Origin of the sequence: Rahnella contaminans, from assembly GCF_011065485.1 — a bacterium.
Taxonomy (GTDB): Bacteria; Pseudomonadota; Gammaproteobacteria; order Enterobacterales; family Enterobacteriaceae; genus Rahnella; species Rahnella contaminans.
Map to the genome: position 1 here is coordinate 212,267 of NZ_JAADJS010000004.1, position 21,720 is coordinate 233,986.

Genomic DNA, 21,720 nt, shown 5'->3' on the forward strand with positions numbered 1-21,720 from the left:
GGATAGGGTGGATGCTTCAATATTAATTATACAGTTAATTAATTACAAGTCAGGAAGCTATTCATGACCACTATACATTCAGCGCAGAGTGATGTCGCAGAACAGAAGCCGTCGATAAAGCTGCTGTTCTCCGCACTGATGCTGGTAATGCTGCTGGCCGCGCTCGACCAGACGATTGTCTCCACCGCGCTGCCGACGATTGTGAGCGAGCTGGGCGGGCTGGATCAGCTTTCGTGGGTGGTGACGTCTTACCTGCTGGCGTCAACCATTGTCGTACCGCTGTACGGTAAATTCGGCGATCTGCTTGGCCGCAAAATCGTCCTGCAAACCGCGATTATTGTGTTCCTGCTCGGGTCGGTTTTGTGCGGACTGGCGCAGAACATGACGCAGCTGATCCTGATGCGCGCGCTTCAGGGGCTGGGCGGCGGCGGGCTGATGGTGGTCAGTATGGCCGCGGTCGGCGATGTGATCCCGCCTTCAGAACGCGGGAAATATCAGGGCCTTTTCGGCGGCGTATTCGGGCTGGCGACAGTCATCGGGCCGCTGATCGGTGGTTTTCTGGTGGAGCATATTTCGTGGCGCTGGATTTTCTACATCAACCTGCCGCTGGGTATTTTCGCGCTGCTGGTCATCGGCGTGGCGCTGAAATCGCAGACCGCGCGTATTCGCCATGAAATTGACTTCCTCGGCGCGGGTTATCTGGCGGCGGCGCTGACCTGCATTATTTTGTTCACCAGCGAAGGTGGCACGGTCTATCAGTGGTCGGATCCGCAGCTGTGGTGCATTCTGGCGTTCGGACTCGTTACGCTCGGCGGATTCATCTATGAAGAAACGCTGGCCGCAGAACCGATTATTCCGCTCGGGTTATTCCGCGACCGCACGTTCCTGCTGAGCTGCGCCATCAGCTTTATTATCGGGATGTCGCTGATGGGGTCGATGACCTTCCTGCCGCTGTATTTGCAGGTAGTAAAAGGCTCGTCACCGTCAGAAGCGGGCATGCAACTGTTGCCGCTGATGGGCGCGTTGCTGGTCAGTTCGATTGTCAGCGGACGACTGATCAGCCGCATCGGCCGTTATCGCATCTTCCCGATTATCGGTACCCTGCTGAGTTTCGCCGGCATGTTGTTACTGGCCCGTCTTAAAGTCAGCACGCCGGTGCATATGTTGTATCTCTACATCGGCGTGCTCGGTTTTGGTCTTGGGATGGTGATGCAGGTGCTGGTGCTGGCGGTACAAAACTCGGTATCGATGAAGCAGATGGGCGTGGCGACGTCCGGCGTCACGCTGTTCCGTTCAATCGGCGGCTCCATCGGAGTGGCGATGTTTGGCGCGATTTTCACCCACGTCCTGCGTGACCAGCTGATAGCGCGGATCCCGGAAGGCACTGTCCTTCCGCGTTCGATGGGCGCACAGGCGGTGCAGGAACTCCCGGCTGCCATCCGCGATGATTATTTGCAGGCTTTCGGCTCGGCGCTGCACTCGGTGTACCTGATTGCCGCCTGCGTAATGGTGCTGGCGTTCATTCTTTCTCTGCTGCAAAAAGATGCGGTGCTGAAGAAATAGGCCGCTACGTTATTGGTGAAATGCACTAAGCTTTCCCCTTTACGGCGTTGAAATGGCATGGGAAAGATCGACGTCGCCAGGGAAATTCCAGAGGGGGAATGCTATGCTTTTTCGCCGTTTCGAGCGAATGATCGACATTTTTCGGGAGGCACCGGGGGCTGAGCCGCCGGGTAAAGTCTGGCCTTTTTATCTTTATTATCTGCGTCAGGTCTGGCCGAGTTTTGCGGTATTGCTGGTCGTCGGGCTGGTGGCGTCACTGATTGAAGTGTCGCTGTTCAGCTATCTCAGCCAGATTATTGATCTCACCAAAGACACGCCGCCGGGCAGTTTTTTCTCTGACCATATGGGCGAACTGCTGTGGATGGCAGCGGTGGCGATGATCATGCGGCCGGTGTTTTTCGGGCTGAATGATTTGCTGGTTCATCAGACGCTGACGCCCGGCATGACCAGCATGATCCGCTGGCAGAATCACAAATATGTCCTCAGACAGAGCCTCAACTTTTTCCAGAGCGATTTTGCCGGGCGTATTGCCCAACGCATCATGCAGACCGGCAGTTCGCTGCGCGATTCTGCGGTACAAATGGTCGATGCCATCTGGCACGTGGTGATTTACGCTGCCAGCGCATTGTTTCTGTTTGCGCAAGCCGACTGGCGTCTGATGATCCCGCTGATTATCTGGATTTTCTGTTACGCAATCTGCCTGTGGTATTTCGTTCCGCGCGTGAAGCAGCGTTCGGTTGAATCGTCCGAAGCCCGTTCGAAACTGATGGGCTGCATTGTGGACGGCTATACCAATATTTCGACGCTCAAACTGTTCGCGCATACCGATCTGGAGCAGCAGTACGCACGCGAAGCCATCACGGAACAAACCATTAAAACCCAGCTGGCTGGTCGCCTGTTAACCGGCATGGCATTTGCGATTACCACGCTTAACGGTCTGCTGATTGTTTCCAGCACCGGGCTGGCGCTGTGGCTGTGGACACAATCGCTGATCACCGTCGGGGCTATTGCCCTGGCGACGGGGCTGGTGATTCGTATCGTGAATATGTCCGGCTGGATTATGTGGGTGGTGAACGGCATTTTCGAGAATATCGGTACGGTGCAGGATGGCCTGCACACCATCGCGCAGCCGCTGACTGTCACGGATAAGCCGCAGGCTCCGGCGCTGAAAGTTGATCGGGGTGCGATCCGTTTTGATCACGTGAACTTCAACTATGGAAAAGGCAGCCCGGTGATCCGGGATCTGGATCTGGCGATCCGCCCCGGTGAGAAGATCGGCCTGATCGGGCCTTCCGGCGCGGGGAAATCCACGCTGGTGAACCTCTTGCTCCGGCTTTACGACATCGATGGCGGGCGGATTTTAATTGATGAGCAGAATATTGCCGATGTCACACAGGGCAGTCTGCGTGCGCAAATCGGTATGATCACGCAGGATACCTCGCTGCTGCACCGTTCGATTCGCGACAATCTGCTGTACGGCAGGCCGGGCGCGACGGATGAAGAATTGCAGCGGGCGATACGTCAGGCGCGTGCCGATGAATTCATTCCGCAGCTTTATGATTCACTGGGGCGAACCGGGTTGGATGCGCACGTCGGGGAGCGCGGCGTGAAACTTTCCGGCGGGCAGCGTCAGCGTATCGCCATTGCCCGCGTGTTACTGAAAAATGCGCCGATCCTGATTATGGATGAAGCCACTTCTGCACTGGATTCAGAAGTAGAAGCGGCGATTCAGGAAAGCCTGGAAACGCTGATGGGCGGTAAAACGGTGATTGCGATTGCGCACCGGTTATCGACCATTGCTAAAATGGATCGTCTGGTGGTGCTGGAAAAAGGGCAGATTGTTGAGACGGGAAGCCACGCCGAGCTGCTGGCGCACGGCGGTCTGTATGCCCGTTTGTGGCAGCATCAGACCGGTGGATTTGTCGGGATGGATTAATCTTTCTTTAAGACGGAACGTGCCGGTAGGGCAGCACTTCACGGGCTTCATCGGCCCAGCGCTGTACACCGGCACGCTCTTCCACCAGAAAATCTTCGACGGCGTCGCGCAGGCCCGGATGCCGTAAATAGTGCCATGAGTCGGTGATCACCGGCTCAAACCCGCGCAGCAGTTTGTGTTCGCCCTGCGCGCCCGCATCGAACCGCGCCAGTCCGTGTGCAATCGCATATTCCATCCCCTGATAGAAACAGGTTTCGAAGTGCAGCCGGTCGAACTCCGCCAGACAGCCCCAGTAGCGGCCATAAAACGTATCGCCACTGATTAAGCTGAACGCCATCGCCACGTCGCGGCCATTTTGCTGCGCCATCACCACGCGGATCGCCTCCGGCATTCTTTCTGCCAGCAGGCTGAAAAAATCGCGGGTCAGGTAGGGCGACTGGCCACGGATATGATAGGTATTGCTGTAGCAGGCGTAGACGAAATCCCACTGCGCTTCAGTAACCTGTGCGCCTTCCCTCCAGATAAATTCGATACCCTGTGATGCCACCTGTTCGCGTTCTTTGCGAAACTGTTTACGCTTGCGCGACGTGAGCGCATCGAGGTAATCCTGAAAATCGCGATAACCGCGGTTATGCCAGTGATATTGCAATCCCTGCCGGTGTTGCCAGACGGGTTCAGCCCCGATTAACCGGTTAGCGCGCACGTCAGTAAAATTGATGTGCGCGCCGGTCAGGCCGTTTTCTTGCAGATAATTCGGTAATGCCTGTAGCAGGCTGACCGCAGCAGACTCATCGCCCAGCAGCCGTGCGCCGGTCACCGGGCTGAACGGCACGGCGCCCAGCCATTTGGGGTAATACGCAATGCCCGAGCGCTGGCAGGCATCCGCCCAGCCCTGATCAAACACGTATTCTCCGTAAGAATGGCGTTTTCGATAGCCGGGAATGGCCGCCAGAATTTTGCCGTTTTCCTCCCACAGAAGATGTTCCGCACGCCAGCCGGAATTTGGCCCCAGGCTGCCACTGTCTTCGAGCGTGGATAAAAACGCATGGCTGAGGAAGGGTTGTTGCGCTGGCACCAGTGCATCCCACTGCGCGGCAGGCAAATCGGCCAGACGGTTTAACGGCGTAAGGGGCATCGGTTTTCTCACTCTGGTGAAAAGGGGGTGTCGCGTTCAGATTATAATGAGTGTTGATTTAGCGGGCGCTGATTTAGTGCTCTGGAAAGGATTATTTCAAATAACGAACGGGGTGATGCTTTGATTTATCATCCGGAATATTACCCACAATATTCCGGATGATAATTAATTTTCCGGTATGCGAAAAATTAATTAACTGGCTCTGACTTCCGGATTATCTGACAGCGAAATAAAGCTGGCGCTCTTCGCATCAAATGCTTCGATACAGCCTGATTCAATATCGTAAACCCAGCCGTGCAGGGTCACTTCGCCTTTCGCTAATGCCACCGCCACGCAAGGATGCGTGCGCAGGTTGCTCAGCTGTGCGACCACATTCTGATGCACCATGCCGTTGACGCGCGCTTCCGGTGTGGCGTGTTCAGTGGCTTCGTTGATGGCTTTTGCCGCATCGGAATAACGCAGCCAGTGAGCTACCGCAGGCATGTGATCCAGGCAGGTGCAGTTGGCGATCGCGCCCATCGCGCCGCAGTTGGAATGCCCGCAGATCACGATATCTTTGACGCCCAGCGCCTTTACGGCGTACTCAACGGTGGCAGAAACGCCGCCCGGTTCCGGCCCGAATGGCGGCACAATGTTACCGGCATTACGGATAACAAACAGTTCGCCCGGTTCACGCTGCGTGACTAATTCCGGCACTAACCGGCTGTCAGAGCAGGATATAAACAGAGTCTTAGGATTTTGGTTTAATGCGAGTTCTTTGAATAACTTAGAGCGTTGCGGAAACGCTTCTTTCTGGAATCTGAGGAAGCCTTCAATTACGTCTTTCATAGGGGGAATTTCCTGTATTTCAATCGCAACGATACTGCCATGAAAAAAAATGCAGATCAATCAGACGGAAAATCACTACTCTTTATAAGGTAAATCAGTTTGCCTAAAATATTATAAATTTCAGCACTGAAGAATTTCATACGGCATTTTTTATTATCTTCTCTTTATCTCTGCGTGTTCCGCCCCCATTATTTCTCTGTCCCCTAAATCAAGGAGTCTGTATGACAATCGAATACGCTATCTTCGGTGGCGGCTGTTTCTGGTGTACGGAAGCGGTGTTCAAAGACGTCATCGGCGTGGAGTCGGTGGAAAGTGTTTACACGGGCGGCACGCGCCCGAACCCGACGTATGAGCAGGTCTGCACGGGCGTAACCGGTCACGCAGAAGCCATTCGGGTCGGTTTTGACCCGGCGAAACTCAGTTACGGCGATTTGCTGGATATTCACTTCGTCACGCATGATCCAACCCAGCTGAACCGTCAGGGAAATGATGTCGGCACGCAATATCGCTCGGTGATATTCCCCGCCGGTGAACAGCAAAAAAACGAAGCGGAAGCCGCAATTTTGCGCGCACAGCAGGACCATAATGATCCGGTTGTCACCAGTATCGAACCGCTGGGCGAAGTGTTTGTGGCGGAAGGTTATCACCAGAATTACTGGGAAGGTGCCGGGCAGCAGAACCGCTACTGCATGGCGGTGATCCCACCGAAACTGCAAAAGTTGCGTAAGAGCTTTGCGCAACGGACGAAATCGCTGAATCAGTAAATGGCAGAAGCCAGAACCTTCGTTCTGGCTTTTTTCTGCCTCAGAAACCGTAGCGGATGGCATCCTTACTTTTTTGCATCAGCGCATCGATTTTCTCCGAATATACCTCCAGCCCCTGACCGTCACCGGCTTCCGAACACTGGCGTCGCCGCACGTTATAAGCTTTCATCAATTGCGCCTGTGCAAATCCCGGCTTGCCATAACAGGCCATGCTTTGTTCCCAGCAGGCAATGGCCGCGTCCAGATCCTGTTGTTCCTGAAACTGTTTTCCCAGTTCGTTCAGCGCTTTCGCCGAATCCTGTGGCGGCAGTTGCTGCGCTAAAATTTGCTCAATGCGTGTGTCCATAACCTTAACCTCCGGATCACTTAGTGAAAGAAGTTGAGAATGTGGCCGAATACCAGCCCGACGCTGATGACGTCCGAATCACTGAAGGTCACGTTCGAGAAACCGAACTTGCCGAGCAGCGGCAGTAAAAGAGCAGGCAGCAGGGTGATAAACAGGCCGTGGAAGATGCCGCCGATAATCGCGCCGCGCCGTCCGCCCACCGCATTACCGAAAATACCCGCCGTGCCGCCCGCGAAGAAGTTGGTCAGCATGCCTGGTAAAATCATCGCCAGCCCCAGACTCGGAAACAGGAACATGCCGATGACAGAACCGATGGTGGTGGAAATAAAACCGATGATGACGGCGTTCGGTGCGTAGGGGAAAAGCACCGGGCAATCGAGCGCCGGAATGGCGTTGGGCACGATGCGCAGGGCGATGCCACGGAATGCTGGCACGATTTCCGCCAGCAGCAGGCGTACACCGGAGAGCAGCACGTAAACGCCGACCACAAACTGAATGGATTGCAGGAACGAGTAGACCAGATAGTTAACGTTGTTGGCGAAAGGCGCGACGACTTCCGGCCCGGCGGCGATGGCGGGGATCAGGTAAATCGGGATCATCACCACCATCATCGACAGATAGGTGTCTTGCAGGAAGGAGAGTGCCTGCGGCAATTCGAGATCTTCGGTGCTTTTGTTGACGTTACCGGTGATTTTCGCCACGCCAGCCTGCACGATGTAACCGATAGTACAGAAATGGCCGAGCGCAAAGTCATCAGAGCCGGTAATTTTGCGCACAATCGGTTGTGCCAGCACCGGCATACCGACCGCCATCACACCGGCAATCACGCCGCCGGTAATGATCAGCTCCGCACCGCGCAGGCCGCCCATATAGCCGATAACGGAACAGACGGTCGCCATCCACAATGACGCCTGACCGGTGAGGAAGATATATTTAAAGCGGGTCAGACGGGCAATCAGGATATTGACGATAAACGCCAGAACCATAATTAATGCGGTTTCCCGCCCGAGCGTTTGTTGTGCGATACCGGCGATTGAACCGACGTCGGTGACCACGCCGCGCATATGAAAACCTTTCTGGAATATTTCGCCCAGGAAGGTCAGCGCATTGACAATAATACTGGCGCCGGAAAGTAAAACCAGAAATCCGAGCAGCGTTTTTAATGTGCCGGTAATAACTTGCCCCGGACTTTTCTTTAATGCAATCAGGCCAATCATGGCAATCAGCGAAATTAATATTGATGCCTGGCCTAATACATCATTGACAATAAAGTGAAGGAAAGACATAAGTGTCCCCTGTAGAGTTCACGGTAATTGTTCTGTAGATTTATACGTTCTGTGAGTCAAAACGTTATTATTATCAGATTGCCAGGTGACCCATTTCCTGAAGGACAGGCGTCAGCTTGGTTTTTATTTCATTTTTATCCACCAGGCGTTTGAGGTAAATAATATTGGCGCTGATGGTGTAATGCTGGAACTGTGATCTGAAGTTTTCGCCGGTCATAATAATGTCGGCTCTGGATGAGGTAGCGCTGGAAATATCGCAGTGCGATAAATCCGCCTCCACGCCTAAATCTTTCAGCGCGGCTTCAATACTCATTTCACAGGCAAAACTGCTGCCTAAACCCGCACCGCATACCGCAAGAATAGATAACTTTTTCATTACGTTTCCTTAGGTTCTTTGTAGGTGTTCATTAAGGGTTATGTTCGTCTCTCTACACTTCACGTCTAAAACTGCCGGATAATGTCTAAAGCTTCCTGCTTGTTTTTACTCAGTTTTAATTTTTCAGCCGCTTCATCATCGCAGAAAAGATGAGAGAGGCTGGCGATCATTTCAATGTGAGAATGGCTGTCCACGGCGGCCAGCGCGAAGATGACATAAACCGGATCATTATCTTCGCTGCCAAATTCGACTCCTTCTGAAACAATCACCAGAGAGAGTGCCGTTCTTACCACACCTTCTTCCGGCCTGGCGTGAGGCATGGCAATACCTTCTCCCAGCACATAATAAGGACCGATTTCGCGGTGCATATCATATATCGCCTGAAGATAGCGACTTTCGGCGGCGCCGGAATCAATTAAAGGCTGCACAGCTAATGCCACGGCACTTTTCCAGTCATCAATTTTGGTAATAATCGTGGTGTTACTTTCATTAATCCAGTCGCTTAACATAATACCTCTTCATATGAATAGGGTCTTTTCTCAGTATGATATTTAATTAAAATAAAAACTGTGATCTATCCAGTCCTGTTAGTCATCAATGAAAGATATTAATTTCAGGCGACGTGAAGGAATCAATGATAGTAGTGTATTAACAAGGTCCTGATATCAGAATTAGCTTACTTTTCAGTAAATGAATATTTCCTCATGGACGTATTTATTGAATCTGTGTATTGAAGGAATTCATTATCCATTCGTGAATACCAACAATATTAACAGGCTTATTTTGTCCAATAACATTCTGGTCAACACAATAAACTGGCCCTAACGTCATTGGTCGTGCATTTCCGGCGAGAATTTTTAATTCGGGAATATATTCTGCCCCGACGTGTCCGGGTAAACGTTCCCCGAGTCGTGAAGCAAAACGTTCCGCAGCGAGTTCTGCATCAATCTGACACCAGATTTCGAGAACCTGCATGACGCCCGCCCGTTGCAGATAATCCTGCAACACCTCTTTTGGCTGGAAACCAAACCACGCATCGGCAATAAAGGTGCTGCCCTGCGGTGCGCCGCCGATGATATCCCAGATAACCTGATAACTTGCCAGCCCGAGCACGCGGTTAAAAGGGCGATCGACATTTTGCAGCCGCTGAAGAAACGGGTTTTTGATGCCATCAAGCGACAGTTGCAGCCAGCCGCTGTATTCAGAAAGCTCAACGGCGAGCCGGCTTTTACCTGACGCCGGGATCCCGTTTACCAGGATGACGCGTTTGCCGGTAAAGCCATTTCGTGAGGCGCTTCTGTTTTCAGACATGTTCCACCTGTTCAGTTTGGTTGCGGGTCGGGGCATGGAAATATTGCTGAATAACAGCCTGAAGTTCGTTCAGCCGCGGAACCGCCAGCGATTCGAGCCGGGATTTTGTCGCGCTGCGATCCAGCGAGATACAGTCTTTCCACAGAGAACGCCCGGCAATCACGCCTGATGCGCCTTCGCTCATGGCATCCGCCACTTGTTTGAGGAAGGTGGAATGATCTACGCCCGCGGAAAGCACCGCCCACGGCACGTCGCCGGCCAGTTTAGTGATGTTTGCGCAGGCCTGCTTTGAACCCGGATAAGGCAGTTTCAGCACCTTCGCGCCGCATTCCAGGCAAATCTTCGTGCCGCCATAAATCAGTGACGGGACTTTTTCTTTATATTCTTCCTCGGTTTCATTGTCGAGTTTATAGGTGAGGAACTCCACCACCAGCAGCAGGTCTTCGCGGGCGAAATCGTCAATGCACTGACGCAAAATATCGATGTTGTGACGGTTCGCCGCTTCCTGATCCGAACGCAGATACACCATGATTTTGCCGCCGGTCGCACCCAGTTCACGCACGCGCCGCGCATCAACGTTCGCCACCAGCCGTGACTGGCGGTAGCCTTCCGGTGAATTATCCCAGCCTGATGCATCAAGGCCAATCAGCAGGGCGGTGTCGCGGGCAATAATACCGTTGTCCACCAGCTGTGGCACGGCGCAGACCGGATCGACGAGAACACAGGACGCTTTACTGGCGAGATATTGGGTGATATCGGCTTTAATCAGCCCGAGCTCGTGTTCTGAAATGGCAGATTGTTGTTGCGGATCGCTGGCGAGCAGGCTGCGCATGGCACCGCGCTGGTCACAGGCGATCACCAGCATGGCGCCATTTTTGCCACAAATCTGCTGATAGCTGCGTAATTCTGAAGTAGACATTTTTGACATGGAACTCTCCTTTGCGTGAAATTTATTACAGATGAAAAAATCTCGATTACACTGGACGTTCTGTCTTTTCCCCCTGACGAAAAGGGGCGGAAAATCGCGTAACACGCCGTTTTACAAGGGTTGAAGCCCGATCCGGCACATTGCATTTTTACAGGTGTTGCGCAATAATCCCTCAATCGACGATTTGAGTGTAATTCATTACTGAAAGGAATTTCAAGCTGAAAGAGCCAATTTTGCAAGATATTGCAGCAACGCGTGCCATGATGCACCTGGTGGCCAAGCTGCATTACGAGTCTGATATGTCTCAGGTGGAGATTGCACGCAAGCTGGATGTGTCGACGGCAACCATCTCCCGGCTGCTGAATAAAGCCCGTGCGGCGGGGATTGTGCGCATTGAAGTAGTGGGATTATCTTCTCCTGAAGACATGACTTCAGACCTGATAAAACGTCTCGGACTGAAACATGCCTATGTTGTGGATGCGCCGCCGGGTAATGTGCTCGGCGCGCTGGCGACGCCGCTGGCTTCTCTTTTACAGGAAGCCGGTTTGGGTGCGGGATCGGTGTTGGGTATCGGCTGGGGCAGGGCGGTGCGCGAGGTGACGCTGGCCGGTATGCCGCGTCTGCCAGGCATTATGACCGTGGCGCTCAATGGCGGAATGCAGCAGTCTGCGCCGCATTTTCAGATCACCGAGTTCGTGCGTCGCGCGGCAGAACAGATGGAAGGCACGCCGTATTTTCTGCATGCGCCTTATATTTCTTCGGCAGAATTGCGTGATGCATTTCTCGCCGACCCGAGCGTGAAAGAAATTATTTCGCTGTGGGACCGCCTCGATGCAGCGATTGTCGGCGTGGGACTGACGCATACACCAAAACCGAGCGAATCCACCACCGCCACGCCGGGCGAACAGGCGCTCAGCGACGCGGCGGGCGATGTGCTGCGCCATTACTTCACTGAGTCCGGCGAGTTATTGCACTGGGAAGGCGAGGAGCGAATGATTGCGGCTTCGGTCGAACAACTGCGAAAAACGCCGCTGACCATTGGCGTGGCTGCCACGCCGGAAAAAGCCGCCGGGATTATCGGTGCAGTACGTTCGGGTATGATTAATTCGCTGGTCACCGACGTGAATACCGCGCAGGCTATTCTGGATAAACTGCCGGTGGCGTGACGGCCTGATTTTTAATAGAAGTTTTCAAAAAAGCGCAAAAGAAAAAGGCATTCCCTGGCGGGAATGCCTTTTTCTTTTGCGTCTTTCCTGTCAAAAAAATCTGAACAAGTTGCCAAATTCTTTCCGCTATCTGCTTTTCATCCCCTGCCTTATTGTTAATTCCAGCAGCACAACAGCACAACGTTAAATACAAACACGTCCCCCAACAATGCTCTCTGCGAGGAAATGAAAATGTCTAAATTCGATCTGCTCGACCCACAGAACTCCACTCTGATTTTCATCGACCATCAGCCACAGATGTCATTCGGCGTTGCAAATATCGATCGCCAGCAGCTTAAAAATAATACTGTCGCTCTCGCCAAAGCGGGCAAAGTTTTTAACGTGCCGGTGATTTACACCTCGGTCGAAACGGAAAGTTTCAGCGGTTATATCTGGCCGGAGTTACTGGCGGTACATCCTGATGTAAAACCGATAGAACGTACCTCGATGAACTCATGGGAAGATGCAGCCTTCGTGAAAGCAGTGGAAGCAACAGGACGCAAAAAACTGATTATCTCTGCACTGTGGACCGAAGTGTGTCTGACGTTCCCGGCGCTGATGGCGCTGAAAGAGGGCTATGAAGTGTATGTGGTGACCGACACCTCCGGCGGCACCAGCGTAGATGCGCACGAACGTTCTATCGACCGTATGGTGCAGGCTGGCGCAGTGCCGGTGACCTGGCAGCAAGTGTTACTGGAATATCAGCGCGACTGGTCACGTAAAGAGACTTACGACGCGGTGATGGATCTCGTGCGTGAACACAGCGGTGCATACGGCATGGGCGTCGATTATGCCTACACCATGGTGCATAAAGCCCCGCAGCGTAAGGCATGATAGCCGAAATTACAGCCCGGTTATTCCGGGCTATAAACGGTATTTATCCCCTCGAAATCCTGTAAATTCTCCCGCCACCACATTGCAGCGTTGCCGGTGGCGTTTTCGTTCCAGGCCATAAAAGCCTGATCGCGGCGCGTCTGGGTATCAAGACGGCGCTCCACCAGCGCTCCGCTTTCAAGGTGAGGTGCAGCCAGATAACGGGGCAGATAGCCGCAACCCAGCCCGGCGATTTGGGCATGAACTTTGGCATTAAAGTCATGAACGCTAATCATCTTCTGCTCATCAAGTACGCGCAAATCCGCGCCTGTGCTGTGGCGGGACGTATCGTGAACCACTACCGCGCGGTACTGGCGGATTTGCTCGCGCACCAGCGGCTCCGGCATCGAGGCGAGCGGGTGATGCGGGGCAACGGCAAACACATATTCCAGCCAGCCGATAGGGCGATATTCAATGCCGCTGCGCGTGAGTGGCTCCTGAACTGCACCGAACAGGATATCGGCTTCGCCATAACTGAGCGCTTCCCAGCAACCGGCGAGCACGTCGTGGCGGAATAACAGCTGAGTATGCTGATGCTCAGCGTAAAACCGCTCGATCAGCGGCGTAAGCAGCGCGAAGGGCACGGAAGCATCAAGGCTGATAGTCAGTTTGCTCTCCCAGCCGCTTTCAACATACTGCGCCTGTTGCTCCAGCTCACTGACGGCACGCAGCAGCACGCGGCCTTTATCCAGCATCAGACGACCGGTGGGGGTGAAGGTGGCGCGATGGCCTGAGCGATCCAGCAGTTTGATATTGAGATCACTTTCCATTTTCTGCACGGTGTAACTCAGTGCGGAAGCCGTTTTAAACAGTCTGGCAGCCGCTGCGGCAAAGGTGCCGTGACGGTCTAACGCGTCAAGGATCAGCAGCGCTTCAAGGCTTAATCGCATTTATTTTCCCACCCCATAATGGTTGAACGCCGGACAATCATTTCCGGTAGCAATGGCTGCTCCATTTCGTCTTGTTTACAGTTATAACGCAACAAATAGTTAACCAGAGGTTGATGACTGTATGCATTACCAGTATCATTCGTCTGTTTTTTATACGGCATTTTTATTGTTAAAGTTAGCAGAGAAAACAGGTCAGCCAATTTGTGGAATCCCGAAAAAGCGCTTTTTACCGAGCTCTACCAGTACCCTGAACATCTTCGTCATACCTTAGAAAATCTACCCGGCAGCAGCGGTGTCTATATTTTTTACGGCGACGATAACGCCTTTCCGCTGTATATCGGTAAAAGCGTGAATATCCGCAGCCGCGTGATGTCGCACTTTCGCAATCCTGCTGAAGCCAAACTTCTGCATATGACCCGCGATATCGAACACATCGAAACAACCGGTGAGATCGGAGCATTGTTGCTGGAATCTGACCTGATCAAAACCCGGCGTCCGTTGTTTAACAAACGCCTGCGCACCGCCCGCAAGCTGTGTTCCATCCGGCTTCAGGGATTAAGTGCGCAAATTGTCTTTAGTGATGACGTGGATTTTTCTCACAGCGAAGATCTGTTTGGCCTGTTTAAAACGAAAATGTCGGCAATCGAGAAAATCCGCGATATCGCCGATCAGGAAAAGCTGTGTTACGGCGCGCTGGGGCTGGAAAGACTGACGAAAAACCGCGCTTGTTTCCGCTTTTCACTGGGCAAATGCGCGGGCGTTTGTTGTGGTAAAGAAACGCCTGAGGCGCATCAGGAACGTCTCAGAAATGCGCTCAGTACCCTGAAAATCCGCAGCTGGCCATATCCTGGTCGGATCGCTATCGTCGAAGAAGCCAGCGGCCAGACGGATTATCACGTCATCAATCACTGGTTTTATCTGGGCACGGTCAAAACGCTGGAGGCCGCGAAAGCCTTTGATATCGCTGTACCGCACTTTGACCGCGACAGTTATAAAATTCTCTGCAGGCCGATGTTCGAGACGGACAGTTCGAAAGTGATTTTGCTGGACTGACTGCAATAAAAAAGGCTGCCAACCGGCAGCCTTTCAGTGCATTACGTCACTGCGCAATGCCCGCGAATTAACGCATGGTCACAAACTCTTCCGCACCGGTCGGGTGGATAGCGACGGTGTTGTCGAAGTCTTTCTTGGTTGCGCCCATTTTGAGTGCGACCGCGAAGCCCTGCAACATTTCGTCCATGCCGTAGCCGATACCGTGAATGCCGACGATTTTCTCTTCCTTACCGACGCATACCAGTTTCATGCGGCACGGCTGACGGTGCTGCGTGACAGCGGTGTACATCGCGGTAAATGCGGATTTGTACACTTTTACGTTGTCTTCGCCGAACTGCTCTTTCGCCTGCGGTTCAGTCAGGCCGACGGTGCCGATTGGCGGGTGGCTGAACACGACGGTGGCGATGTTGCTGTAATCCAGATGTTCTTCCGGTTTGTTGTTGAACAGGCGCTCGGAAAGACGACGGCCTGCTGCAACGGCCACGGGTGTCAGTTCAACCGCACCGGTGTTATCGCCCACCGCATAAATACCTTTTACGCTGGTGTTCTGGAACTTATCGACGACGATATACCCTTTTTCGTTGGTTTTCACGCCGGTCGCTTTCAGGTTGAAATTGTCGGTTTCCGGTTCGCGGCCAATCGCCCAGACCAGGCTGTCGACTTCAAATTCTTGACCGTTTTCCAGTTTCAGCGTCAGGCTGCCGTCGGCATTTTTTACCACTTCTTTCGGAATGGATTCTTTATGCAGCGCCGGGCCTTCGGTTTCCATCACTTCCACCAGCGTTTCGACAATCAGCGGATCGAAAGTACGCAGCGGCGCGTGTTTACGCACGAACAGGTGCGTTTCAGCACCCAGCGCGTTCATCACACCGGCGATTTCTACCGCGATGTAACCTGCGCCAACCACGGCAACGCGTTTTGGCATTTCGGTCAGATCAAAGAAACCGTCTGAATCGATGCCATATTCCGCACCCGGAATATGGGGGTGGCTCGGACGACCGCCGGTGGCGATCAGGATGTGATCCGCCGTGATCTTCTCGCCGTTCACTTCAACGGTGTGATCGTCAACAAAGCGTGCGAAGCCCTTGATCACGTCCACTTTATTTTTACCCAGTACGTTGTCGTACGAGGTATGAATGCGGTCAATGTAAGCGGTACGGTTGGCGACCAGCGTTTTCCAGTTGAAACTGTTTACGGTGGTATCAAAGCCATAGTCCGGGCCGTAGTTGCGGATCGCTTCAGCGATTTGTGCAGCGTGCCACATCACTTTTTTCGGGACACAACCCACGTTGACGCACGTGCCGCCCAGCTCTTTAGCTTCGATCAGCGCACATTTTTTCCCATACATGGCTGCACGGTTGATTGATGCGATACCGCCGCTGCCGCCGCCAATTGCCAGATAGTCATAATGTTTGGTCATCGGATTTTCCATGAGTTGTCAAAAATGAAGAACGCCATACCGGCGTCGCTAATCTTAAAAATTGCTTGTGAGTTTAGCGCGTGAATGCGTTTTGTCGCAAAGTTTGGATCGATGGCTGCAATAGGTTTGATAGCTGAGACCTTAGAAAAAGGTCTCAGCGAGGGGGAAATCTTTACTTACTCAGGGACAACCCAGTTAACCGTGGTGTGACCGGTGCCGGAAGGCACCAGCACTTTCAGCAGCCACGGCAGCACGTTATTCATCTGCTGCTCGAGTTTCCACGGCGGATTAATCACGATCATGCCGGAAGCCGTCATGCCGCGCTGATCGCTGTCCGGACGCACGCCCAGTTCGATTTGCAGGATACGGCGGATACCCGTTGCTTCGAGGTCACGCAGCATTTTTTTGATTTGCTGGCGCATCACGACCGGATACCACAGCGCGTAAGTGCCGGTGGCAAAACGCTTGTAGCCTTCCTGAATGCCTTTTACCACGTCCTGATAATCGGTTTTCATTTCGTACGGCGGGTCCATCAGGATCAGCCCGCGGCGTGACGGCGGCGGTAACTGAGCTTTCAGCTGCTGATAACCGTCGGCACGCGCAACGCGGGTACGGTCATCTTTCTGGAATTCACTGCGCAGCAGCGGGAAATCGCTCGGGTGCAGTTCGGTCAGGTGCAGTTTGTCGTCTTCACGCAACAGCTGACGGGCAATCAGCGGCGAACCCGGGTAATAACGCAGGTTTTCATTGCGGTTGAAGTGATTGACGACAGACATATACGCCGCCAGTTCTTCAGGAATATCATCACGTTGCCAGATGCGCGCGATACCTTCCAGATATTCGCCGGTACGTTCGGCGTGTTCGCCACTCAGCTGATAGCGCCCGGCACCCGCGTGGGTATCGAGATAAAGGAAGGGTTTTTCTTTTTCTTTCAGAGATTCAATGATCAGGCTCTGAACGGTGTGTTTAAGGACGTCGGCATGGTTGCCGGCGTGAAAACTGTGGCGGTAACTCAACATAACTTTATCATTCCGGAGTGGCGTATTGCGGACAGTATAAACATTCGGCCTTCAAGTTGCCCGTAAAACGCCGCCATCTTACTTCCCGACCCAGCTGTTCTTAATTTTGAACATGTCTGCGCGGTTAAAACTGATGGAGTAATTGAAGGCTTTGCCGTCCTCCAGCTTGGTGACGCCGGAGACTTTCAGCATCGGGCTACCGGTTTCAATGTTCAGCAATGCGCAGAGCGTTTCGTCGAACAGCGCGGCCTCGATCACCGAATTATAGAATTTAATTTTCCGGCCCGTTTTGTTTTCAATATATTCATATAAAGACGCTTCTTGTAAAACGGCTTCTGGAATTGACGTTATGACAGCGCAGGGAATATACGAGTCTTCAATCAGCACCGGGATATTATCAACCAGCCGGATACGGCGGATATAATGAACGTCGTCATCCGGATGAATATCCAGCTGAGCGGCGATATATTCTCCCGCAGCGATTTTGTTCAACGTAATCAGCTTGCTGGAGACTTTAACCTGATTTTTAAATTCACGCGAAAAACCCAGAATAGAATCGCTGGTGCCGTTATTGAGCAAATAAACGTTATCTTCAATCACTTTGGTGACGTACATGCCTTTGCCGTGGATGCGCTCGATGAAGCCTTCCTGTTCAAGCATATGCATCGCTTTTTGCAGGGTGACGCGCGTGACGTCGTAGTGCGCCGCTAATTCCCGCTCAGAAGGGATTTTATCCCCGACACGATATTCTTTATTGAGGATCGCCTGTTTCAGGCTGTTTTTAATATCAATGTAACGGGCGGCCATGGCGTAACGCCTTCTTGCAGCGGTTTATTTTCGGGCAGTATAAACAGAACACGCAGAGGTGTCATCCGGGCGCGCCGCCGTGAAAAATGCGCGGCGCGCTGAGGGGCTAACGGAGTTTTATCAGCGCCGGAGCCGGTTGCTCAAAGGCGCGATGCAGAATTTCCATGGTGGTCATGACGTCCTGCTGCGAAATATAAGGCGGTTTTCTATGCACCAGCGTGGCGTAAACCGCGTCGTAAACGCGGCCATAATCGCCGGTACCGGCATTGACTTTTTCAGTGATAATTTCACCGCGCTGATTCTGATATTTCAGCAAGCCGAATTCTGACTCCTGCCCGAAATGAGGGCTGCCCGGCATTATTCCGGCTTTAAGACAGGTTTCCTGCTGGTCGATATTCAGTTTGATAAATGACCCGTTTTCACCGTTAACAATGAATTTCGGATAAGGCTGCATGACCAGATGGCTGCATTTCACGATCGCTTTGATATCGCCGTAATAAAGTTGCAATTCAAACGTATCGTCAGGGTTATTTTTATTCCTGACAGAGCGGATATCGTAATGCACGAATTCCGGTCGGCCGAACAGGCTGACGACCTGATCGATAAGATGCACGCCCAACCCGTAAAATGCGCCATCGGTGAAATCACCGGGTGCGTCAGGCGCATCGGGACGGAAATAGTCGAAGTGGCTTTCGAACTCGACAATTTTCCCAAGCACGCCGCTGTCGATCACTTTTTTAGCGGCTAAAAAACAGCTGTCAAAACGGCGATTCTGGAATGGCGTGACTGTGAGACCCTTTTCTGCGGCCAGGGCAAACAACGCCTGCGCTTCAGCCAGCGTGCGGGTAAACGGTTTTTCGACGATGACGTTTTTCCCGTGCTCCAGACACTGACGGGCGAAATTGTAGTGCGTTTCCGGCGGCGTACACAGCGTCACCAGCCGGATGCTTTCATCGAGCAGAATGTCGTTCAGGCTGTCGGTGAAATGAATGCCCTGATATTCTCTTTCGGCTTCCAGCGCCGGGCGGCGGGTCACATCGAAAATCGTTTTTACGCGAAACGTGTCGCGGCGCTGAAAAACGTAGGGCAAGTGATAACGCGTAGCGCTTTTGCCGAATCCTATAAATGCACTGTTTATCGTCATGATAATAGACTCCCTGTATGAAGGTTTATGCACTGACCTGTGCCACTTTTGCCGGGATTTCGGCTGTTTCAGCCGCCAGTTGTTTCTTTTCCAGCAAACGGAAGAAGGGATAATAAATGATTGTCGAAATAATAATCATGACGCCTGACCAGATTGCCGCGGGAATATTTCCGCCAGTGGCGAAATAGGCATTCAGAAACGGCGGCATGGTCCAGGGGATCTGTAATACCGGGCGGCCAATAATATTAAATTCCATCAGGAAATAAGACATCGTACACAACAACATCGGCGTGACAATTAACGGCAACATCATCAGCGGATTGAAAACCATCGGCACGCCGAATATCACCGGCTCATTAATACAAAACAGGGACGGCGCAAAAGACATGCGGCCCAGCGATTTATAATAACGACTTTTCGACATCATCATCGCCAGCACCAAACCCATGGTCGCGCCGGAGCCGCCGGTACAAATGAAGAAGTTATAAAATCCTTCGGCAAAGATATGCGGGATCGGCTGATGGCTCAGATAAGCCTGCGTATTTTCGACAATGAATTTCAGGAAGATTGGCGCGGTAATACCCGATAACACGTTGGTGCCGTGTATTCCGCAACACCAAAGCAGTGAAATCAGAAACACCAGAATTAACATGCCGGGCAATGTCCCCAGGCTAATCACCAGCGGGCTGAGGATCATCGTGAAGAACGCGTTGATATCAAAGTGCAAAATCACCCTGACGAACCAGACCAGTGCCAGGCAGACAAACGCCGGGATCACGCTGACGAAAGACTGCAACACCGCAGGCGGCACACTTTCCGGCAGCCGGATATAGATTTTATGCTCAATGAAAAAGCGGATGATATATACCGTCAGTACCGACAAAATAATGGCGGAAAATAACCCCGACGCGCCGAGGTTATCGACGTTCAGCAGGTAATTATCATCGAGCTGCGCCATCAGAAAAACGGCGACGGTAATACCGCTGCACGTCAGCCCGTCGAGTTTGTAATGTTTTGCCAGGTTGTAACTGATGCCGATTGCGGAGATCAAACCAATAATGCCGAATGTGACGATAACCGGTACATTCAGCGCCGTACCAAAAGTGCCGAGATATTCCGTCCAGCCGGGAATAGGCAGGTTGGCGATAATTAAAAACACGCTACCGGAAATAATAAACGGCAATGTCAGCGTGATGCCGTTTCTGACGGCGACCAGAATCACGTTTTCCCCGACTTTCACCAGACAGGGCACCACGCGGGATTCTAAAAACTTCATCATGATATTTTCCCCCCCTTGCCGGATTTATACTGAGGCAGGAAAGGCCGGTTTACGGCCAGATATTCATCGAGAATTTTCCCGGCAATATCCACGGACGGGATCAGCGGATGCACCGACAGCGCCATTAATGCGGTGGAATAATCGCCGGTGACAGCGGCTTCAACGGTGAGTTCTTCAAACGCTTTAACGCTCTGGATCAGCCCGCGAACTTTCACCGGCAGGCGGCCATAAGCCAGCGGATGCGCGCCCTGACGGTCAATCATGGCGTTGGTTTCCACCACGCTTTCATCGTCCAGATCGCGCGTTGCGCCCCGGTTTGGCGTATTCACGACGTGGATTTCTTTTTTATCGTTATAAATTGAGCTGATGATGGAACAGGCCGTTTCCGAGTAATACGCGCCGCCGCGGCTTTCCAGCTCTTTCGGTTTGGACTCAAGCTGAGGATTTTTATAAATTTCAAAGAGTTTTCGTTCTATTTCTCGGGTTTGCTCGCCGCGTGTACCGTGCGCTTTACAGTCCTGAAGGCTGTGTTCGACCATTTCCCGGCTGAGATAAAAGTATTTCAGGTACGAGAGCGGAAACAGGCCGAGCGCACGGATAAAATCAGGCGGTAAGCCAATGTCCGGGACATTTTTTAACGAGCTGCCGCCCGCGCTTTTCGCCAGCATTTCAATAAATCCGGCGGTGACGTCCTGACTTTTTACCGCAATCTGATCGGCAAAAATCAGGTGGTTCAGCCCCATTACTCTGGCGTAAACGTCGCGGCGCTCAACGCCGTAAACGCCTGCAATCTCCATCATCATGTTGTTTGCGCCGCTGCAGATGCCCAGCGTTTTTATTGGGGAATATTTTTCGATGGCTTCCGTGACAATTCCGGCGGGATTGGTGAAGTTGATCAACCACGCCTCCGGGCAAAGCCTTTCCATATCACGGCATAAATCCAGCAGGACGGGGATGGTGCGCTGAGCTTTCATAAAGCCGCCCGCACCGGTGGTCTCCTGCCCGAGAACGCCGTATTTCAGTGGAATGGCTTCATCGTGAATGCGTGCTTCCTGCTGGCCGACGCGTAACTGCGTGGTGACGAAATCCGCGTCAAACAATGCTTCGTTGCGGTTGGTAGTGAGGTGAACCGTCATCGGTAATCCTGATTTTTTCACCATGCGTTTTGCCAGTTCCCCGACAATTTTCAGCTTCTCCGCGCCCGCGTCGATATCCACCAGATAGTAATCGGTGACCGGTAATTCATCGTACCGGCGGATAAAACCTTCAATCAGTTCCGGCGTGTAACTCGATCCGCCGCCCAGCGTGACAATCTTGAGTTTTTTCATTTTCGTTTCTGTCCATGATGTGATTTTTCGAGAGAGCTTAACTGGCATATGCCAGATGAAAAATAACATGATTAACCCTGCTGTAAATAAGGTTTATCTGACGGGCAGAACTCATGATGAAAAATGCGAGGCGGATCCAAATTGAGAGTGATGTTTGAGATGTGAGTTATTGATGCGGTTAATAACTTCTTCTGAGCCGACGAATTTGCCCGGCCCATTGATTTCGCCG

Annotated in this window: 21 protein-coding genes; 6 read left to right on the forward strand and 15 right to left on the reverse strand. The window is 52.5% G+C overall.

Annotated elements, in window-relative coordinates:
- The first annotated feature begins 63 nt into the window (after positions 1–63).
- Both GW579_RS18215 and GW579_RS18220 read left to right on the forward strand, forming a co-directional pair.
- On the forward strand, positions 64–1,563 hold the full coding sequence (locus GW579_RS18215; protein WP_152327608.1) for an MDR family MFS transporter: 1,500 nt from the start codon (positions 64–66) through the stop codon (positions 1,561–1,563).
- Positions 1,564–1,666: 103 nt separating this feature from the next.
- Complete coding sequence (locus GW579_RS18220) at positions 1,667–3,499, forward strand: ABC transporter ATP-binding protein (protein WP_165060885.1); 1,833 nt, start codon at positions 1,667–1,669, stop codon at positions 3,497–3,499.
- Positions 3,500–3,506: 7 nt separating this feature from the next.
- On the opposite strand, the gene GW579_RS18225 is transcribed toward GW579_RS18220, so the two are convergent.
- Together GW579_RS18225 and GW579_RS18230 are read right to left on the reverse strand one after the other, a co-directional pair.
- A complete protein-coding gene (locus GW579_RS18225) occupies positions 3,507–4,634 on the reverse strand; it encodes a GNAT family N-acetyltransferase (RefSeq protein WP_165060886.1) in 1,128 nt (375 codons plus the stop codon).
- A 192-nt stretch (positions 4,635–4,826) separates the two neighbouring features.
- Positions 4,827–5,462 carry a carbonic anhydrase gene (locus tag GW579_RS18230; protein WP_152327605.1) on the reverse strand — a complete coding sequence of 212 codons (636 nt, stop codon included), beginning with the start codon at positions 5,460–5,462 and terminating at the stop codon, positions 4,827–4,829.
- Positions 5,463–5,683: 221 nt separating this feature from the next.
- Here GW579_RS18230 and msrA point away from each other — a divergent pair, with 221 nt between their 5' ends.
- Positions 5,684–6,226, forward strand: coding sequence for a peptide-methionine (S)-S-oxide reductase MsrA (gene msrA, locus GW579_RS18235; protein ID WP_152327604.1), 543 nt, complete (start codon positions 5,684–5,686; stop codon positions 6,224–6,226).
- 40 nt (positions 6,227–6,266) lie between these two features.
- On the opposite strand, the gene GW579_RS18240 is transcribed toward msrA, so the two are convergent.
- The 6 genes from GW579_RS18240 to GW579_RS18265 form a co-directional block, all read right to left on the reverse strand.
- Positions 6,267–6,572 carry a hypothetical protein gene (locus GW579_RS18240; protein WP_152327603.1) on the reverse strand — a complete coding sequence of 102 codons (306 nt, stop codon included), beginning with the start codon at positions 6,570–6,572 and terminating at the stop codon, positions 6,267–6,269.
- Positions 6,573–6,592: 20 nt separating this feature from the next.
- On the reverse strand, positions 6,593–7,858 hold the full coding sequence (locus tag GW579_RS18245; protein WP_152327602.1) for a PTS sugar transporter subunit IIC: 1,266 nt from the start codon (positions 7,856–7,858) through the stop codon (positions 6,593–6,595).
- A gap of 73 nt (positions 7,859–7,931) precedes the next feature.
- The gene (locus tag GW579_RS18250) at positions 7,932–8,234 is read right to left on the reverse strand and encodes a PTS sugar transporter subunit IIB (protein ID WP_165060888.1); all 303 of its coding nucleotides are present in this window, start codon (positions 8,232–8,234) and stop codon (positions 7,932–7,934) included.
- 65 nt (positions 8,235–8,299) lie between these two features.
- Positions 8,300–8,743 (reverse strand): PTS sugar transporter subunit IIA, encoded by a 444-nt coding sequence (locus GW579_RS18255; protein ID WP_165060890.1) that lies wholly within the window; start codon positions 8,741–8,743, stop codon positions 8,300–8,302.
- 205 nt (positions 8,744–8,948) lie between these two features.
- Positions 8,949–9,545, reverse strand: coding sequence for a P-loop nucleotide/nucleoside kinase family protein (locus GW579_RS18260; protein WP_165060893.1), 597 nt, complete (start codon positions 9,543–9,545; stop codon positions 8,949–8,951).
- Positions 9,538–10,473 carry a tagatose-bisphosphate aldolase gene (locus tag GW579_RS18265; RefSeq protein ID WP_165060896.1) on the reverse strand — a complete coding sequence of 312 codons (936 nt, stop codon included), beginning with the start codon at positions 10,471–10,473 and terminating at the stop codon, positions 9,538–9,540. The genes GW579_RS18260 and GW579_RS18265 overlap by 8 nt, the downstream gene beginning before the upstream one ends.
- Positions 10,474–10,706: 233 nt before the next feature.
- Here GW579_RS18265 and GW579_RS18270 point away from each other — a divergent pair, with 233 nt between their 5' ends.
- On the forward strand, positions 10,707–11,639 hold the full coding sequence (locus GW579_RS18270; RefSeq protein WP_165060899.1) for a sugar-binding transcriptional regulator: 933 nt from the start codon (positions 10,707–10,709) through the stop codon (positions 11,637–11,639).
- Between the two features lie 231 nt (positions 11,640–11,870).
- The gene (locus GW579_RS18275) at positions 11,871–12,512 is read left to right on the forward strand and encodes a hydrolase (protein ID WP_129953873.1); all 642 of its coding nucleotides are present in this window, start codon (positions 11,871–11,873) and stop codon (positions 12,510–12,512) included.
- A 20-nt stretch (positions 12,513–12,532) separates the two neighbouring features.
- Here GW579_RS18275 and GW579_RS18280 read toward each other — a convergent pair whose 3' ends face one another.
- Positions 12,533–13,441, reverse strand: coding sequence for a LysR family transcriptional regulator (locus tag GW579_RS18280; RefSeq protein WP_152327595.1), 909 nt, complete (start codon positions 13,439–13,441; stop codon positions 12,533–12,535).
- A 201-nt stretch (positions 13,442–13,642) separates the two neighbouring features.
- Here GW579_RS18280 and cho point away from each other — a divergent pair, with 201 nt between their 5' ends.
- A complete protein-coding gene (gene cho / locus GW579_RS18285; protein ID WP_152327594.1) occupies positions 13,643–14,494 on the forward strand; it encodes an excinuclease Cho in 852 nt (283 codons plus the stop codon).
- Between the two features lie 67 nt (positions 14,495–14,561).
- Here the strand turns inward: cho and gorA are convergent, their stop codons facing one another.
- The 6 genes from gorA to GW579_RS18315 form a co-directional block, all read right to left on the reverse strand.
- Entirely contained in the window at positions 14,562–15,914 is a 1,353-nt protein-coding gene (gorA, locus tag GW579_RS18290; protein WP_152327593.1) for a glutathione-disulfide reductase, read from the reverse strand.
- Positions 15,915–16,090: 176 nt separating this feature from the next.
- Positions 16,091–16,933 (reverse strand): 23S rRNA (adenine(2030)-N(6))-methyltransferase RlmJ, encoded by an 843-nt coding sequence (locus GW579_RS18295; RefSeq protein WP_013573521.1) that lies wholly within the window; start codon positions 16,931–16,933, stop codon positions 16,091–16,093.
- Positions 16,934–17,011: 78 nt separating this feature from the next.
- Positions 17,012–17,740, reverse strand: coding sequence for a GntR family transcriptional regulator (locus tag GW579_RS18300; protein WP_165060902.1), 729 nt, complete (start codon positions 17,738–17,740; stop codon positions 17,012–17,014).
- A 106-nt stretch (positions 17,741–17,846) separates the two neighbouring features.
- A complete protein-coding gene (locus tag GW579_RS18305) occupies positions 17,847–18,884 on the reverse strand; it encodes an oxidoreductase (protein ID WP_165060905.1) in 1,038 nt (345 codons plus the stop codon).
- A 25-nt stretch (positions 18,885–18,909) separates the two neighbouring features.
- Positions 18,910–20,163 (reverse strand): PTS sugar transporter subunit IIC, encoded by a 1,254-nt coding sequence (locus GW579_RS18310; RefSeq protein ID WP_206738970.1) that lies wholly within the window; start codon positions 20,161–20,163, stop codon positions 18,910–18,912.
- Complete coding sequence (locus GW579_RS18315; protein WP_165060909.1) at positions 20,160–21,491, reverse strand: 6-phospho-beta-glucosidase; 1,332 nt, start codon at positions 21,489–21,491, stop codon at positions 20,160–20,162. The genes GW579_RS18310 and GW579_RS18315 overlap by 4 nt, the downstream gene beginning before the upstream one ends.
- Positions 21,492–21,720: the final 229 nt, after the last annotated feature.

What these genes read in the sequence shown, in the direction of transcription:
- GW579_RS18215 (WP_152327608.1), top strand. Translation starts at nt 64, where the DNA reads ATGACCACTATACATTCAGCGCAGAGTGATGTCGCAGAACAGAAGCCG.
- GW579_RS18220 (WP_165060885.1), top strand. Translation starts at nt 1,667, where the DNA reads ATGCTTTTTCGCCGTTTCGAGCGAATGATCGACATTTTTCGGGAGGCA.
- GW579_RS18225 (WP_165060886.1), bottom strand. Translation starts at nt 4,634, where the DNA reads ATGCCCCTTACGCCGTTAAACCGTCTGGCCGATTTGCCTGCCGCGCAG.
- GW579_RS18230 (WP_152327605.1), bottom strand. Translation starts at nt 5,462, where the DNA reads ATGAAAGACGTAATTGAAGGCTTCCTCAGATTCCAGAAAGAAGCGTTT.
- msrA (WP_152327604.1), top strand. Translation starts at nt 5,684, where the DNA reads ATGACAATCGAATACGCTATCTTCGGTGGCGGCTGTTTCTGGTGTACG.
- GW579_RS18240 (WP_152327603.1), bottom strand. Translation starts at nt 6,572, where the DNA reads ATGGACACACGCATTGAGCAAATTTTAGCGCAGCAACTGCCGCCACAG.
- GW579_RS18245 (WP_152327602.1), bottom strand. Translation starts at nt 7,858, where the DNA reads ATGTCTTTCCTTCACTTTATTGTCAATGATGTATTAGGCCAGGCATCA.
- GW579_RS18250 (WP_165060888.1), bottom strand. Translation starts at nt 8,234, where the DNA reads ATGAAAAAGTTATCTATTCTTGCGGTATGCGGTGCGGGTTTAGGCAGC.
- GW579_RS18255 (WP_165060890.1), bottom strand. Translation starts at nt 8,743, where the DNA reads ATGTTAAGCGACTGGATTAATGAAAGTAACACCACGATTATTACCAAA.
- GW579_RS18260 (WP_165060893.1), bottom strand. Translation starts at nt 9,545, where the DNA reads ATGTCTGAAAACAGAAGCGCCTCACGAAATGGCTTTACCGGCAAACGC.
- GW579_RS18265 (WP_165060896.1), bottom strand. Translation starts at nt 10,473, where the DNA reads ATGTCAAAAATGTCTACTTCAGAATTACGCAGCTATCAGCAGATTTGT.
- GW579_RS18275 (WP_129953873.1), top strand. Translation starts at nt 11,871, where the DNA reads ATGTCTAAATTCGATCTGCTCGACCCACAGAACTCCACTCTGATTTTC.
- GW579_RS18280 (WP_152327595.1), bottom strand. Translation starts at nt 13,441, where the DNA reads ATGCGATTAAGCCTTGAAGCGCTGCTGATCCTTGACGCGTTAGACCGT.
- gorA (WP_152327593.1), bottom strand. Translation starts at nt 15,914, where the DNA reads ATGACCAAACATTATGACTATCTGGCAATTGGCGGCGGCAGCGGCGGT.
- GW579_RS18295 (WP_013573521.1), bottom strand. Translation starts at nt 16,933, where the DNA reads ATGTTGAGTTACCGCCACAGTTTTCACGCCGGCAACCATGCCGACGTC.
- GW579_RS18300 (WP_165060902.1), bottom strand. Translation starts at nt 17,740, where the DNA reads ATGGCCGCCCGTTACATTGATATTAAAAACAGCCTGAAACAGGCGATC.
- GW579_RS18305 (WP_165060905.1), bottom strand. Translation starts at nt 18,884, where the DNA reads ATGACGATAAACAGTGCATTTATAGGATTCGGCAAAAGCGCTACGCGT.
- GW579_RS18310 (WP_206738970.1), bottom strand. Translation starts at nt 20,163, where the DNA reads ATGATGAAGTTTTTAGAATCCCGCGTGGTGCCCTGTCTGGTGAAAGTC.
- GW579_RS18315 (WP_165060909.1), bottom strand. Translation starts at nt 21,491, where the DNA reads ATGAAAAAACTCAAGATTGTCACGCTGGGCGGCGGATCGAGTTACACG.